The organism is Treponema sp. OMZ 305 (genome assembly GCF_024181325.1).
In the GTDB taxonomy this organism is placed as follows: Bacteria; Spirochaetota; Spirochaetia; order Treponematales; family Treponemataceae; genus Treponema.
The window spans coordinates 1,664,010-1,679,398 of record NZ_CP051300.1; the positions used below are offsets into that span (position 1 = coordinate 1,664,010).

At 44.8% G+C, this 15,389-nt stretch carries 10 protein-coding genes and 2 pseudogenes; 9 read left to right on the top strand and 3 right to left on the bottom strand.

Features of this window, described 5'->3' with window-relative positions; genetic code table 11:
* Positions 1-293: 293 nt before the first annotated feature.
* Positions 294-1,043 (bottom strand): triose-phosphate isomerase, encoded by a 750-nt coding sequence (tpiA, locus tag ABK01_RS07360; protein ID WP_253675164.1) that lies wholly within the window; start codon positions 1,041-1,043, stop codon positions 294-296.
* Between the two features lie 533 nt (positions 1,044-1,576).
* Between tpiA and sdaAB the strand changes: the two genes are divergently transcribed.
* Together sdaAB and sdaAA are read left to right on the top strand one after the other, a co-directional pair.
* Positions 1,577-2,239: an L-serine ammonia-lyase, iron-sulfur-dependent subunit beta gene (sdaAB, locus tag ABK01_RS07365; RefSeq protein WP_212564758.1), complete on the top strand. Its 663-nt coding sequence runs from the start codon at positions 1,577-1,579 to the stop codon at positions 2,237-2,239.
* Between the two features lie 274 nt (positions 2,240-2,513).
* Positions 2,514-3,443 carry an L-serine ammonia-lyase, iron-sulfur-dependent, subunit alpha gene (gene sdaAA / locus ABK01_RS07370; RefSeq protein WP_253675165.1) on the top strand — a complete coding sequence of 310 codons (930 nt, stop codon included), beginning with the start codon at positions 2,514-2,516 and terminating at the stop codon, positions 3,441-3,443.
* Positions 3,444-3,454: 11 nt separating this feature from the next.
* Here the strand turns inward: sdaAA and ABK01_RS07375 are convergent, their stop codons facing one another.
* Together ABK01_RS07375 and ABK01_RS07380 are read right to left on the bottom strand one after the other, a co-directional pair.
* Positions 3,455-4,393, bottom strand: coding sequence for an AEC family transporter (locus ABK01_RS07375; protein WP_253675166.1), 939 nt, complete (start codon positions 4,391-4,393; stop codon positions 3,455-3,457).
* Between the two features lie 79 nt (positions 4,394-4,472).
* Positions 4,473-6,548: a methyl-accepting chemotaxis protein gene (locus ABK01_RS07380; RefSeq protein ID WP_253675167.1), complete on the bottom strand. Its 2,076-nt coding sequence runs from the start codon at positions 6,546-6,548 to the stop codon at positions 4,473-4,475.
* 154 nt (positions 6,549-6,702) lie between these two features.
* Here ABK01_RS07380 and loaP point away from each other — a divergent pair, with 154 nt between their 5' ends.
* The 7 genes and pseudogenes from loaP to ABK01_RS07420 all read left to right on the top strand — a co-directional run bounded on the left by loaP (position 6,703) and on the right by ABK01_RS07420 (position 15,159).
* The gene (loaP, locus tag ABK01_RS07385) at positions 6,703-7,263 is read left to right on the top strand and encodes an antiterminator LoaP (RefSeq protein ID WP_253675168.1); all 561 of its coding nucleotides are present in this window, start codon (positions 6,703-6,705) and stop codon (positions 7,261-7,263) included.
* On the top strand, positions 7,247-8,743 hold the full coding sequence (locus ABK01_RS07390) for a polysaccharide biosynthesis protein (RefSeq protein ID WP_253675169.1): 1,497 nt from the start codon (positions 7,247-7,249) through the stop codon (positions 8,741-8,743). Before loaP ends, ABK01_RS07390 begins: the two co-directional genes overlap by 17 nt.
* Before the next feature lie 51 nt (positions 8,744-8,794).
* Entirely contained in the window at positions 8,795-10,234 is a 1,440-nt protein-coding gene (locus ABK01_RS07395) for a C69 family dipeptidase (protein ID WP_253675171.1), read from the top strand.
* Positions 10,235-10,593: 359 nt separating this feature from the next.
* Positions 10,594-10,749: pseudogene (locus ABK01_RS07400) on the top strand (ATP-binding cassette domain-containing protein); the annotation flags it as partial.
* Between the two features lie 183 nt (positions 10,750-10,932).
* A complete protein-coding gene (locus tag ABK01_RS07405; protein ID WP_253675174.1) occupies positions 10,933-13,101 on the top strand; it encodes an InlB B-repeat-containing protein in 2,169 nt (722 codons plus the stop codon).
* A gap of 176 nt (positions 13,102-13,277) precedes the next feature.
* A pseudogene (locus ABK01_RS11815) lies at positions 13,278-14,043 on the top strand (hypothetical protein).
* Positions 14,044-14,265: 222 nt separating this feature from the next.
* The gene (locus ABK01_RS07420) at positions 14,266-15,159 is read left to right on the top strand and encodes an Rpn family recombination-promoting nuclease/putative transposase (protein WP_253675176.1); all 894 of its coding nucleotides are present in this window, start codon (positions 14,266-14,268) and stop codon (positions 15,157-15,159) included.
* Positions 15,160-15,389 lie beyond the last annotated feature (230 nt).

The window sequence follows — 15,389 nt, forward strand, 5'->3', positions numbered from 1 at the left end:
CCCGCAGAATAAATGAGGCATTTCAACCGGAACTGCTATGGATGGCAGTGGTTCCATACAGCAGCGGTGTTTTGTGCACGCACAAAACTCGCCTTCAACTGCTGTACACGGATGTACGGCAGTTGAAGATGGTTCAAATGGTCTCATAGTCTCAATTTTTCCGCGATTTTTATCTATCCTACCTGATGCGGTTGCCCCCTTCTAAAAAAACATTCGAAATTTTTAACAAAATTTCGAATGAAAAAGAAAGCAATCGTTTGAAAATAGTAGCGGTACGGTTGCCTTGTTCCGCGTTATTCACATAGAGCGATTGGAGCAAAGGTTTCGGCTTTAAGGGCAGCGCCACCGATTAAACCACCGTCGATATTCTCTTTGGCAAGCAAGGCCTTAGCATTTTCCGCCTTCATCGAACCGCCGTATTGAATGACCATTGCATCGGCAGCAGTTTTCCCGTATAGCTTCGCGATAACGGATCTGATATGCGCATGAATCGCATCGGCATCTTCAGGAGTTGCCGTTTTTCCGGTACCGATTGCCCAGACCGGCTCATACGCAATGGTTACCCGTGCCAGTTCTTGCGCGGTTACGCCTTCCAATCCTTTTTCGGTCTGTGCTGCGCAGACAGCTTCCGCCCGACCTGCTTCGCGTTCCTCCAGCAATTCGCCGACACAAAGAATCACTTCAAGCCCGTGCCGCAATGCAAGCCGCACCTTTTTGTTGATCATTGCATCGGTTTCCCCGTAAATATGGCGCCGTTCCGAATGGCCGAGAATAACAACCTGTACACCGATATCCTTGAGCTGCAATACTGACACTTCTCCGGTATGAGCGCCTTGCTCATCGGTGCTCATATTCTGCGCACCAAGTAAAACATTCGTCCCTTTTACTACCTGAGAAACGGCATCAAGAGCAGTAAAGGAAGGAGCAATCATGTATTTGTGCTTTCCGCCTTTGACAGCCTCCACCACACCTTTTGCCAAATCTACGGCTTCTCCCTTTGTTTTGTGCATTTTCCAGTTACCTGCAATAAAATATCTACGCATACCTTCTCCTATAAAAACTTTTGTAGGAAATATCAATTTCCGAAAAAGTTTTTAGCCGTGCGCGCATTGCGCGCACATATAAATAATCAAGTTTGCACCGCAAACTTGCGATAAAAAGCATCGACGCAATTTTAGGCGATGCTTTTTATCATAGCTCCTATAAAAACTTTTGTAGGATGTTTCAGAGCCTTCGGCTCTGTTCTGTAAAGAAATTCATTAACTTGTCCGCTTAAGCAGACTGCGAATCAACATCCGACACAAGTTTTCAGATGTTTCATTATACCGTACCTTTACCGGTTTTTAAAGGGGTCCGTTCTATCTGCCGTGTTCTATCCTACAGCGTAAACGGAATCAGGACTTTTTTTATTACATATTCTCGGTTATAATAGACCTGTTCGATAACTGCGTTGTCGAACAGGTCGCCGAGTTCTAAATCGCACAAATGGTACGATTTAGAACATCGCATTTCAAGGTAACCTGTCCCGAAACGGAAGTTTCCGAACAGGTTTAATAAACAAAAGAAGGATGATGCGATGAATGTATTTGATATAATTGGTCCCATCATGATCGGCCCGTCCAGTTCCCATACAGCAGGGGCGGTACGAATCGGTTTAATGAGTAGACTACTGCTGGGCGCCCCTGCTGTAAAGGCATATATCAGACTGCACGGTTCCTTTGCACAAACATACAAGGGACACGGAACCGACCGTGCACTTGCAGCCGGGATTATGGGTATGCAAACCGATGATGAACGCATCAGAAGGAGCTTGCAAATTGCCAAAGAAACAGGGCTTGCCATTACCTTTGAGCCGACGGTAATTCCCGATGCTCATCCGAATACGGCTGAAATTACGTTAACCGATGCAGCCGGAAAAACGGTGTGCGTACAGGGAGCATCCGTCGGCGGCGGAAACATTATCATCACCAAAATAGACGGTAGAGAGGTGAAAATCACCGGTCAATCCCCGACGATTATCGTCGTGCACAATGACATACCGGGAATGATCGCCGCCGTAACCGCATTGATGGCTCAATATAAACTCAATGTCTACAAATTCAACCTTGCACGGGATAAAAAAGGCGGAACCGCAATCATGACTTTACAGATTGACGGGCGCTCCCTTGGAGAAAACTTGCAGGCTGCTATCGAGAAAATACCCGGCGTTATTAAAGTGATTTTTGTCAGACCGTTCTAAAAAACGGCAACCTATAAAGGAATTCATGGCAACCGCGCTAATACTATCTGACGCGGTTGCTTTCCTTTTGCGAGAAATTTCGAAAAAATTTCTCGCAGTTTATTTTAAAAGGAGGGTAAACACATCAGACGTGTAGACAAAATGCCGCAGAATCAGTGAGGCAGGGCAACCATTTGAGACGCGAAGCGGCGAAATTCTGGTTGAACAGCCTCACTGATTCTGCAGGGGACGTCAAAAATAGTCTGATGCGTTTACCCGGAGCAGGGAGACATATATGCTTAGTTATGAATCAATCAGCGAATTATATAAAACAGCAGAAGCACAGCATAAACCTATCAGGGAGATTGTATTAGAAGATCAAGCAGCGCAGCTTGAACAGCCGGAAGCAGCACTAATCAAGCGGATGGAAGAAAACTTGACTGTTATGCTGGAAGCAATTGAGAACGGCAGTAAACAGGGAGTTAAATCGACCAGTGGATTAACCGGCGGAGATGCATACCGGCTAAAACAGACGATTACGGAAGGTAAGCACCTTTGCGGAGACCTTATGTCAAACGCTATTCAGATGGCGATGGCTGTTTCCGAGATAAACGCCGCCATGGGGAAGATTGTAGCTGCCCCTACTGCCGGTTCTTGCGGGATTCTTCCCGGCGCATTAGGCGCCTTATTGAAGATACGCGGCGTTCCGCGGGAAGATGTAGTGCTGTCGTTGTTTACCGCCGGCGCTATCGGTATGGTGGTAGCAAACAAGGCGTCGATTGCGGGTGCGTCAGGAGGCTGCCAAGCTGAGTGCGGCACCGCTTCCGCGATGGCGGCAGCGTGCATTGTGGAACTCCTAGGCGGCACACCGGAGATGGCAGCACATGCCGTGGCAATAGCGCTCAAGTGCATTTTGGGATTGGTGTGTGATCCCGTCGCCGGTTTGGTAGAAATTCCTTGTATTAAACGGAATGCCTCCGGCGTTACACTTGCCTTTACCGCTGCGGAACTGGCACTTGCAGGTATTAAAAGCGCAATTCCCGTTGACGAAACAATAGAAGCTCTCAAGCGAGTCGGTGACGGACTTCCGGCATCGCTTCGCGAAACCGCCCAAGGAGGTTTAGCAATAACACCGACAGGACAAGCCTTTGAACGGCAGGTATTCGGTACGCGCTCACCGCTTACCGGCAGTCCGTGCAGTACCTGCAGATCATGCGACAGCTGATGATAATAGTTTTATATTACCTTCAAAAAGCTCAGTACAAAAACAATCCCAAAAATAGTTATACACGACATTACTGTTGAGAAAATAACGACTTGAGCAGCAAGTTCATAATCGCAACCGAGTTGTTCAGCCATAACTGCTGAAATAACGGCTGTAGGAGAACCGTACAGAGCAATGAGCGCCACAATCTCATTGGCTCGAAATCCAAGATAAACAGCCAGCGTAATAAAGATCAACGGCATACCGATGAGCTTGCCTGCAACGGTGAACAACAGATTTTTAAAATTTGCCGAAACTTTTGAAAAATCGAGCATCGCACCCAGTACGATAATAGGGAATACACTGCCTACTTTACCGATATCCATCAACGACTTATCTAAAAAATGCGGAATAGGAGGGTGCAGCAAGGACATCATAATCCCTACAATAGAGGCAATCACCATGTGATTTTTTAATACATCTATTATCAACTTCTTTTTGTTGACAGCACAGCCACCATAAATTGAGAGCAGAACAACGGCTGCAGCATTAAAAATAGGGATAATAATCATAATAAGCATCGATGCCAACACCGCGCTGTTTTCTCCTGCAATATAAGAAGAAAGCGGAATCCCGAGCATTACAAAATTACTTCTGAATGTTCCCTGTATCATAACGCCTTGCTTTTTTTTATCTTTTTCAAAAAGCGGTACGATGAAAACAAGCAAGAAGATAGCAGCTAAAATACTTCCTGCGGCATACAGAACGAACTTCAAATCGAAAACTTCATTTAAATTTGTTTTTCTGATATTATTAAAGGTTACGATCGGTAAGAGTAAGTCAAAGCATAACTTATTTAATTGGGCTATCGTTTCTTTGCTAAAATACCCTTGTTGTTTAAGAAAATAGCCGAAAACAACTAAGAGAACGACCGGCATAACTGCATTAAATGCTACAAAGAAACTTTCCATGTATGCTCCTTACTCTACCGGTTTGTAAATTATTCGAGTACCCGTTTTAGGTAAACGGGCACTTAAAGGCACGAGCTTTTTACACCTTGAACTTTCCGATTTCTCCGGTAACGCTCGCTGCATTTTTCTGATTATTTATCGCGATAGTATTTACTTCTTTCATCGCGTTGTTGACTTCCGCTATTCCAGTCGCCATTTCCGCCATACTTTGTGTAATAACCTCCGACAGATTGGCAAGTTTTTTGATACCGGAAGAAATATCGGCAGCTCCGGTTAGAATCTCATCCGAATCCGCTTTGACCTTTGCCGTTATTGCATTCATTCCATTAATCACATTCAAAACTTCTTCACCACCCTGCATTTGCTCCTTCATAGTACGGATCATGCCGTCTTCCTGCCGATAGATAAAGTCCATCATAGCGCTGATTTTTTCAAACTGCTCCGCTACCAACGGTCCTGCACCGTTAAGGCTTTCGATTTTATGTTTGAGTTCTTCCAAGACCTTTGTAATACTTGTTCCTTGAGCTCCCGATTCCTCTGCCAATTTCCGTATTTCATCGGCGACAACTGCAAACCCTTTTCCAGCTTCTCCGGCATGAGCTGCCTCAATTGCCGCATTCATCGCGAGAAGGTTTGTTTGACTTGCCGTATTCTGAATAACCGTAATAGCATCGAGAAGCCCCTCGGATTGCTCCGTTACTACTTTTGTAACCTCAACAACCATAGCAACGGTCTCTTTACCGGTGTGCGTTGTTTTTTCAAGGGTTTTAATCGATTGAAGATTCTTTTCAGCCCGTTCCTGTAAAGTCTGAATGTTTTTTATGATCTCTTCGATTGAAAGGGATGAACCGGAAATACTTTCAGCTTGACTGTCGATACGAGAATCAAGATTTGAAATGGTTTCAGTAATAGCATCTATCTTTGCAGCGGTTTCATTAACCTCCGTATGCTGTACCATTACTCTATCTTTCACGTTTTCAATATTTCCTGTTATTTGATTAAGCGCTGCAGCAGAATCCAGCATCCGCGTAGACAATGTTTGGCTGACCGACTGCATGTTTTTTGCCGTATCGGTTATGACCGAAAAAGAAGCGCGGATTTTTTCTATTGCATTATTCATCGATAATGCGATAGAACCGAGCTCGTCGGAATGCACTGCAGCTTGAACGGTAAAATCTCCTTCCGCAACTTTATCAAAAATAGTATGGAGCTTAATAAACCGTCCGAATAAATAGCTGAGCATAAACTGATTAATTATGATCATAAGTATCAATAGAACAGCTGTCCATAAAAGAGAATATCCTAAAATCGAAAGAATAGGCGGTATAAAATCTTTTACAGGAACTGCCATGATAGTATAATATGGCAAATCGGAGAGCTGTTTTTTTACAATAATAACTCTACCGAGCAAATCGTCATCATAGTATTGAAGATTGCTATAGCCCGTTAAGTCTGAAAGAGTACCTGTTACCGTATTGATTTTTTTATTTGTAAAGTCAACATTTGAACAAAGCGATATTGTATCGGTATTATCGATAACGCCGATCCAAGATTGCGGACTGGGCAGTGATTTATTTATTTTAGCAACGGCTTTTTGCAAATCAACCGCCATACCGGCGAATCCGATTGCTTCTCCTGCCGAATTAAATATTTTTATATCAAACCAAAAATTTATTTCATTGAGTGTTCTATTGTAATCGACACTACAAAATAACGTTTGCGGATTTTTCAGCATGGTAAAAAACCATGAATCATCGGCTTCGGTAAGCACATCTTTTTTTATCTGTTTATTATTATCAACAACATAGTAACCACCCGTTAATTTCGAGGCAGCAAAGCAGGTAGAAAATTGCTCGTCTTTACTGAGTTTCAACATTTTTTCGATAACATGAGCACCGGTTTTTTCATCTTTTTCATACGCTTCAAACCAATCTATCAAATAAGGCTCTTCCGCTAAATCTTGTGAAAGCGCTAAGCCAACCGCAAGATTTGTCTGTAGCTCGGAAGACGAAGCATCCAACATAAACGGTACGGTTTTGTAAAAATTACCTTCGATATATGCCCTTGCTTGCATAACGCTAAAAGCGAGTGCTCCGCAGACAGCAATAATAAGCGTCGTTACCAAAAACAAATTAACTGATGTCCGTATTTTCATATACTCTCCCGCATAGCTAGAAAAAAATGAGTGTATAGTAAGTATACCGTATTTTCTTTTTTATAGCTATAGAGCGCACCTCATACAATCTGATGTGTTTACCCTGACTTGGCCGGTGGCGTTTTTTTTCTTTTTATGTTACATTAAAAGCTCTATGGATTATTACGCAGTGCAGGTAAGAACGGGCAAAGAACCGGAGCTGTTAAAGGAAATACGGAAATTAAATGAAAAAAACCATGAAATAGAAGCTTATTTTCCGCGCCGCGTACTGTATATTAAAAAGAAAGGTATACGGCATAAAGTTGATGCACCGGTTTTTCCCGGCTATATCTTTTTGGAAATCGATGACTTATCGCTTCCGCTTTGCTGGCAGCTGCGTAAGACGCCGAATTTTTATCATTTTTTGCCGAATAATCAAAATCCGCTGCCGCTTGCCGATAACGACCTCTCGCTTTTGCGTCATTTTCTTTCGTTCGGAGAAGTTACTGCTCCGTCTAAAGTATACTTCGACGCGAATGCACGGATATGCGTCGTCGAAGGGGCGCTGAAAGGGCTTGAAGGAAAAATTATCAAAGTTGATAGAAGAAAGCAACGGGCTAAGGTACTGCTCGACATGTACACCGACAGCTTTCCCATCGATTTGGCTTTTGATGTTATAGAGTCGGCAGCTTTCGGTTCATATAAATTGGAGGGGAGAGATGACAGCGCAAAGTAATAAAGTGCAGCCGACCGTGTATATTATCGGGGCGGGGCTGGCGGGCACCATGATTGCCCATGAGATAAAACGAAAGGGCGTATTCGGCCGCGTCGCAGCATTCCTTGATGACGATCCGCAGAAAATCGGCAGTAAGATTGAAGGGATACCGGTGCTCGGTCCGATTCAAGATGTTGCCCGCCTTATCAGAGTGGAGGCGCGCGATGAACTGTTGATTGCCATTCCGAGCATAAAGGCAGAGCGGCTGCGCGAAATCTATGCGATTGTAAAAGAAGCGGGCTTTACCACTATCAAATTACTGCCCGGCATTTCTCAGATTGTGGACGGCAATGCGCATCTCGTGCAAGCACGGGAGATAAACCCACAAGACTTGCTCGGACGCACGCCGATAAAAATCAGCTTAAAAAACAGCCTTGCCTATCTGCGCGGAAAGCGGGTACTGATTACCGGCGCAGTCGGCTCCATCGGCAGCGAACTGGCGCGACAGCTCCTTTCAGGCGGCGCCGAACGGCTTTATTTATTCGGGCATGGGGAAAATTCAATCTACCAAATCGATAAGGAGCTGCGCCTCTTACAGGAAGAAGGGGTCGGCGACAAGGCGACGATTGTACCCATCGTGGGCGAGCTGAAAGACCGCGAGTATATGCGGTATATCATCGGGAAGCTCCGCTGCGATGCTGTTTTCCATACGGCGGCTTACAAGCATGTACCGCTGATGGAAGCGAACCCCGTCGCCGTCATCGAAAACAACGTGTTCGGTACCAAGAACCTGCTCGACGCCTGTATCGAAAACGGTGTTAAACGCTTTGTGCTTATCTCGACGGATAAAGCGGTTAATCCCGTATCGATTTACGGGGTCTCGAAGATGCTCAACGAAAAGATGGTGCTTGATGCCGCCGCGCGGGTCAAAGAAAAATACGGCAGCGCTGACTATGCCTATATGTTTGTCCGGTTCGGAAACGTACTCGGTTCGCGCGGCTCGATTTTTCCGCTCTTTGTGGAGCAGGTAAAAAAAGGCGGCCCCGTAACGGTAACCTCACCCGATATGATGCGCTTTTTTATGACCATACCCGAAGCCTGCTCGCTGGTACTGCAAACGGGCGGAGTGGGCATCAACGGGCAGTCATACCTACTGGATATGGGCGAGCCGGTCAATATTCTGGAAACCGCCCGTCAACTGATACGGTACATGGGCTATGAGCCGGAAAAAGACATACCAATAGAAATTATCGGGGTACGACCGGGAGAACGGCTGGAAGAGCCGCTTACTTCGGAAACGGAGTATACCGAGCCGACCGATTATCCTAAAATTCTCCGTCTCCAAAACCATGAAGAATACGGCCGCGATACCCTTAGCAAACTGCTTACAGCCCTGTATCCCGTATGCTGTCCTTCGGGGGATCCGGAGCTCTATCGGAATAAAGAATACCTGACGCGTATCCTCTGCGACGCATGTCAGTCATTGAGAGAGGCTCGGTAAAAGCACTCCTCGCACATTAAATCTAAAAGGTTTTATAGGAGATTACATTATATGAACAACACACATCATCAATCTTGTACCACCGTACTGGTCGGTAAAAAGGCCTCAGTTGACGGTTCGGTGATGATTGCCCGTAACGAGGACTTTCACGAAGCGGTTTCGGTTAAGCTTTTTACCGTGATGCCCGCAAGCGAGGTAAAAGACCGTACCTATACGTCGAAGAACACCGGCGTTACCGTTGCGCTGCCGGAGAAGGCGCTCCGCTGTACTGCTACACCTCAGGCATTTCAGCTGTTGAAGGGCGATGAAGGAGAATACGGAGAAGCAGGCATCAACGAAAAGAATATTGCCGTCAGCTCCACCGAAAGCGTATACGGCAATCCGCGCGTGCTTGCGTTCGATCCGCTCGTGCCGGACGGCATCGGAGAAGATGCCATCCACAACATCGTAGCGCCGTTTATCAATTCCGCACGGGAAGGTGTTGCCTTTTTAGGAAAATTGATTGCGCAGTACGGTTCGGCGGAAGGCAATGGAATTCTTTTTGCCGATGCGGATGAAGCATGGTATATGGAAATCCCGTGCGGACATTACTGGGTCGCGCAGCGCATCCCCGATGACTGCTATGCGGTTGCACCTAATCAGGTCTGTATTGAAACCATCGATTTTTCAAACGAGCGTGATTTTATGTGGGCGGACGGCATTCAGGCATTTGTCGATGCGCATAAGCTTAACCCCGACCGCGAAGGCTTTAACTTCCGGCATATTTTCGGTACCTCAACCGAGAAAGACCGTGTGTACAACACGCCGCGCGCATGGTTCGCACAAAAATATCTGAACCCCGAAATAGAGCAAAGCCCCGTATCCAACGATATCCCGTTTATACGAAAGGCGAGCAGGCTGATTTCGGTAGAGGATGTTCAGTATATCTTAAGTTCGCATTATAACGAAACCGTCTACGATCCGCTCGGCAAAGCGGGAACCGACTATGAGAAAACACGGTTTAGAGGCATCTCCCTTTCCCGCACGGCGGAATCCCATATCCTCCAGCTGCGTTCCGGCGTACCGGAAGGCATGGCTGCTATTCAGTGGCTCGCGTTCGGCACCACCGCCTTTACCCCCTATGTGCCGTTTTTTACCAATATCAACGACACACCGAAAATCTATAAAAAAAAGACGGCGACCGTTTCGCTCGAAAACGCCTATTGGCTGTTTAAAATCCTCGGATTCCTGACCGAAAACCGCTATCCGACATTCCGCGACGCAAATACAACCTATCTGAACGAGATGCAAACCTACGGGTTTAAACGAATCTATGAGGTTACCGAAGCAGGCAAAGCCCTGACCGGAGAAAAACTGACCGAATTCCTCACCGCGGAAAACGAAAAGACCGCCGCTTATGTCATCAAAAAGACCAAAGACCTGATCGCGCAGCTGATGCTGGAATCATTTAACTACTCAAAGCTCAGCTTCAAAATGGATAAGAACCTGTAAAAACTCAGGGCAAACGCATCAGACGCTTTTTAAATTTCCCCGCAAAATCAGGAAGCTGTTCAAGCAGAGTTGAACCTCTTCGCGGTTCAAATGCTTGCCCAACCTCCTGATTTTGCGATTTATATTTACTCGTCTAAAGCGTTTGCCCTTTTTCTGAAAAAAATTGTGCAAAATTTTAGATAAAATTTTGCACAAATGGAAGGTTTATTTTCAGCCGCTGAAATAGCGCGGCTGAAAAACACGGCGAGTTTGCTTAACGCAAACTCGCTTATTAACGTATGCGCGTTCCGCGCACCAATGCAGCAGTTTCCAAAGTTCACACTTTGTTCAACTGTTGCATTTTAGGGAAGGTAAAAAATATGCTTACGATACAAAATGTTTCAAAAACGTATGGACGGTCGGCGGGAAAGGCGGTTGATAACCTCTCTTTTGAGGCGAAAATCGGAGAGATTTTCGGCTTTTTGGGGCCGAACGGGGCGGGAAAAACGACGACCATCAAAATGATCACCGCCCTTACGATCTTTTACTGTAACCATGGTTCTTTTTAAGCAACCAGAGTTCTTTTTTCATTAAAATTGCTTTATTAAGAAGATTTTTTCTATTATACATACTATCATACATAATGGATAATTGTTAATTGATAATTTGTAATTAAGAATTATGAATTACCCATTACACATTGAATATAGGAGGTTTATATGACAAAATTGAGAATCGGCAAAAAGGCGCACACCTTGAGAGGAGCCGCGGCGCTCATCATAGCTGCATTTTTGACACTGCTTTTTACCGGCTGCCCCAATGCAAACGGAAATAAGCCGGTAACGGCCAAATACAAGGTAACTTTCAACGTAGACGGGGGTGGGGGCACCCTTACCGCAAAGATAGGTGAAACGAAAATAAAGAGCGGTAACGAAGTAGAAGCGAATAAAACCGTAACCTTTACGGCAACGCCGGATGCAGGCTATACGGTAAAAGAGTGGAAGGCAGACGGCTCCGCTGTTACAGGCAGTACGTCAAACACCTATACCTGCACCGTAACAAAAGCGCTAACCGTTAAGGTAAGCTTTCTTGCAGGCGGAGCTTCGTATACGGTAAAACACTATCAGGAAAAAATAGACGGCGGCTATCCTGCAGAACCGACGGAAACCGAAAACTTAAACGGTACGGTCGGAACAAACGCCGCATACACGCCGAAAACCGGCGGAGCTTACGAAGGCTTTACCTACAAGTCTGCGCTTACCAAAGTAAACAACACCGTACAGACAGAAGGTACGATAAATGCTGACAGCAGCACCGTCGTAGAACTCTATTACGAGCGCAATACGGTGAACGTAACCTTTAAACTTGCAGGCGGCAATGTCAGCGGCAATACGGCCGATATCCTAAAAACAGGCAAATACGGAACAGCCTTGACCGCACCCGCTCCCGAACGAGAGGGTTACGCTTTTAAAGGATGGTCTCCCGCTCCGCCTTCCCCTTTAGCATTCCCCGCCATAAATACGGAATACACGGCACAGTGGAAGATAAACAAATACCCCGTAACCTTCAGCGTAGACGGCGCCGGAGGCACGCTTAAAGCAAAGGCGGACGGCGTAGCGGAAACGGAAACGAGTCCCATAACCGTTGAGCACGGCAAAACCGTAGCCTTTACGGCGGCGCCGGCCGCTGGTTACCGTGTAAAGGGTTGGACGCTTGACGGAACAGCCATCGCCAAAGCAGGCACAAACACGGAATACACGCTTACTGTAACAAAGCCTGCAACAATCACCGTAAGCTTTGAGCCAAAAAAAGCCCTCCTCACCCTTGAAGCGGGCAAAAACACCGTGAAGGTGAAGGCAAAGACGGCTGACGGCTCTGCCATAAAAGTGGAAGGCTGCAACGTGAATGAGCTTGCAAACGACACAGAAACCACACTGACCGTAACAAACTCAGAGAGAAAGCTTGCCCTCATAGGAGACATCATCGAGCTTGACTGTAGCGGTGAAGAATTCGGTAACAGACCGCTTGCCTCCCTCGACGTCTCAGGCTGTACCGCCTTGCAAAAGCTTAACTGCCAGTACAATCAGATACCTGAGCTTGACGTGCAAGGCTTAACTAAATTGCAAAAGCTTAACTGCCAGTACAATCAGATACCTGAGCTTGACGTGCAAGGCTTAACTAAATTGCAAAAGCTTTACTGCCAAGACAATAATCTTAGCACCCTTAACGTGTCAGGCTGCACTGCCTTGAAAGAGCTTATCTGCATCAACAATCAGATATCTGAGCTTAACGTGCAAGGCTGTGCCACCTTGAAAGTGCTTAATTGCCGGTACAATAAGATTGCCGAGCTTAACGTGTCAGGCTTAACCGAATTGCAAGAGCTTATTTGCAATGTCAATAAGATACCTGAGCTTAACGTGCAAGGCCTAACCAAATTACAACAACTGAAATGCGGAGGCAATCAGCTCAAGACCCTTGACGTGCAGGGCTTAACCGAATTACAACAGCTTTACTGCCAAAACAATCAGCTTCCTGCCCTTGACGTGCAAGACTTAGCCACTTTGCAAAAGCTGGACTGCTCTGAGAATCAGCTCAAGACCCTCAACGTGCAAGGTTGCACCGCTTTGAAAGAGCTGATATGCTACCAAAATAAGCTTAATGCCGATGTGTTTACAAAGCTCCTTAACGATTTGCCGACCCGTGAGGTAAGCGACGGTGCAGAGGCTATACTTTATGCTCAGCCTGGTGTTTATAATCCACAGGTAGAGGATGGTAACTGCAAAAACTTCACCACTCCCGAAAGCCTTAAAAAAGCCTTTGAGGGGGCAAAAGCAAAGCACTGGAAGCTGCAAAAAGCGGGTCACTTCGGATTCGGGATAGACATTTAAGAGAATGGGGAATGGATTTAATTTGTAATTTGTAATGTGTAATTGATAATTGTGGATTATGGGGTCAGAGGGGAAGAGTTTTCTTTTTATCGAAAAAAAGAAAAGGCTTCCCCTATTCGATCTCTTTGAACATCCGAGTAAGTTATGCTATACTGCAATAAGCGAGGGAAACCGCTATGAGTACGGCAAACAGAAAATACAAAGATTCGGTATTTGTTGATCTATTCAGTGAAGATGAAAAGGCTAAAGAAAACTTTTTATCTCTTTACAATGCCTTGCATCATACTAATTTACCGCTTTCCTGTCCTGTAGAAAATATAAGGCTTGATAATATAATGTACATGAACATTGTTAATGATGTTTCCTGCCTTGTAGACGATAAGATTATTGTATTGGCAGAACATCAATCGACAATAAACGAGAATATGCCATCGCAAAGACTGTACATCCTTGTACAGTCTTTGCTTACGAGTTTTTGCCTAAAGCAAAAACTCGCTGCTGTATGGAATCACCGCCATCCGTGGCGGTTCTGAAAAGCCTTTTGGAAATAGATGGTGTAGATACAAGGAGTTAGGCAAAAAAGTACCGCAGGCGTATTTTAATACGTTGAGGATACTTTTTTGCCGTACGACGCAGTAGATGCCCCATATATTTTCAAAAGAGAGGAGGTAATAAACATTGTTACTGGCAGAATATGATTATGAAACAGATATTGCAGTACAGCGAGCCGAAGAACATGAAATCGCCTTTGCTGAAGGCATTGAACGAGGCATTGAGCAAGGCATTGAACAAGGAATTGAACAAGGAATTGAGCGAGGCTTCTCAGAAGGCTCATACCAAACGAAGCGTGAAACGGCCGTAGCATTTAAGCGCCTTGGAATCGACATTGCTAAAATAGCCGAAGGAACAGGTCTTTCTGTTGAAGAAATCGAAAAGCTTTAGAAGTGCGCAGTAATCAATCGGTGATAGGTAAACAATGGATAATTGATAATTCCTTTAATTGGTAATGGGTAATTATGAATCCCACACCAGAGGGATCTTTTATGCTATGGTTGTTATAAAAAAACACCATAGCAACCGTTTTAACTCAACAATTCCATTTCAAAATCCTATTTCAAAATCCTATAATCTGTGCTATAATACCGCTTGTAAGAGTAAACCGCTATGACTACAGCAAACAGAAAATACAAAGATTCGGTATTCGTTGACCTATTCAGTGAAGATGAAAAGGCTAAAGAAAACTTTTTATCTCTTTACAATGCCTTGCATCATACTAATTTACCGCTTTCCTGTCCTGTAGAAAATATAAGGCTTGATAATATAATGTACATGAACATTGTTAATGATGTTTCCTGCCTTGTAGACGATAAGATTATTGTATTGGCAGAACATCAATCGACAATAAACGAGAATATGCCCTTACGCTTTTTACAATACATCGCAAGACTGTATGAAAAACTGCAAAAACCAACCGACAGGTATTTAAGAACACTATCAAAAATACCGACACCTGAGTTCTATGTATTTTACAATGGCATAGAAGATTATCCGGAAACGATAACGCTCAAACTATCCGATGCTTTTATTACAAAACCTGAACAGGTACCACTGGAGCTGACAGTACGGGTACTGAATATAAATAAAGATAAAGGTGGCGAAATACTCAAGACGTGTAAAACGCTCGACGAATACAGCCTGTTTGTAGAAGAAGTGAGAATCCAAACACAACTCGACCCTGAAAACGGCTTTACTAATGCAGTAAAGATATGTATAGAAAAAGGGATCCTAAAAGAATATTTACAAAGAAAAGCACGGGAGGTAATCAACATGTTAATAGCCGAATATGACTATGATACGGATATTGCAGTACAGAGAGAAGAAGCAGGCAGAATAGCTTTTGCCCAAGGAATATCTCAAGGAATATCTCAAGGAATATCTCAAGGTTCCCGCCAAAAAGCATTCGAAACGGCAAAACTAATGAAGCTTGAAGCTTTTGATATTGATATGATTACAAAGATGACCGGTCTCTCCCATGAAGAAATAGAAGACCTGAACTAATTCATAATTCTTAATTTAATTACCCATTACCAATTATTAAAAGAGGGGGTAGCGGAGGATACTTGCCGCCGCTTGTACCAAAAAGAAGCAAGATTTGAGGGGAACCGAAAATCCTTGCTCCGATACGACAGAGAAGGCGGCAAGAGCCGGAGCTCAGGGGGAGACTTCCCCCACCTTATAGATAGCACAGTATACAGTAATTACAAATTACAAATTACACATTACCCATT

Coding starts and splice junctions, on each gene's coding strand:
- ABK01_RS07380 (WP_253675167.1), bottom strand. CDS start 6,548: ATGAAAATACGGACATCAGTTAATTTGTTTTTGGTAACGACGCTTATT.
- ABK01_RS07405 (WP_253675174.1), top strand. CDS start 10,933: ATGACAAAATTGAGAATCGGCAAAAAGGCGCACACCTTGAGAGGAGCC.
- loaP (WP_253675168.1), top strand. CDS start 6,703: ATGGATTATTACGCAGTGCAGGTAAGAACGGGCAAAGAACCGGAGCTG.
- sdaAA (WP_253675165.1), top strand. CDS start 2,514: ATGCTTAGTTATGAATCAATCAGCGAATTATATAAAACAGCAGAAGCA.
- sdaAB (WP_212564758.1), top strand. CDS start 1,577: ATGAATGTATTTGATATAATTGGTCCCATCATGATCGGCCCGTCCAGT.
- ABK01_RS07420 (WP_253675176.1), top strand. CDS start 14,266: ATGACTACAGCAAACAGAAAATACAAAGATTCGGTATTCGTTGACCTA.
- ABK01_RS07375 (WP_253675166.1), bottom strand. CDS start 4,393: ATGGAAAGTTTCTTTGTAGCATTTAATGCAGTTATGCCGGTCGTTCTC.
- ABK01_RS07390 (WP_253675169.1), top strand. CDS start 7,247: ATGACAGCGCAAAGTAATAAAGTGCAGCCGACCGTGTATATTATCGGG.
- tpiA (WP_253675164.1), bottom strand. CDS start 1,043: ATGCGTAGATATTTTATTGCAGGTAACTGGAAAATGCACAAAACAAAG.
- ABK01_RS07395 (WP_253675171.1), top strand. CDS start 8,795: ATGAACAACACACATCATCAATCTTGTACCACCGTACTGGTCGGTAAA.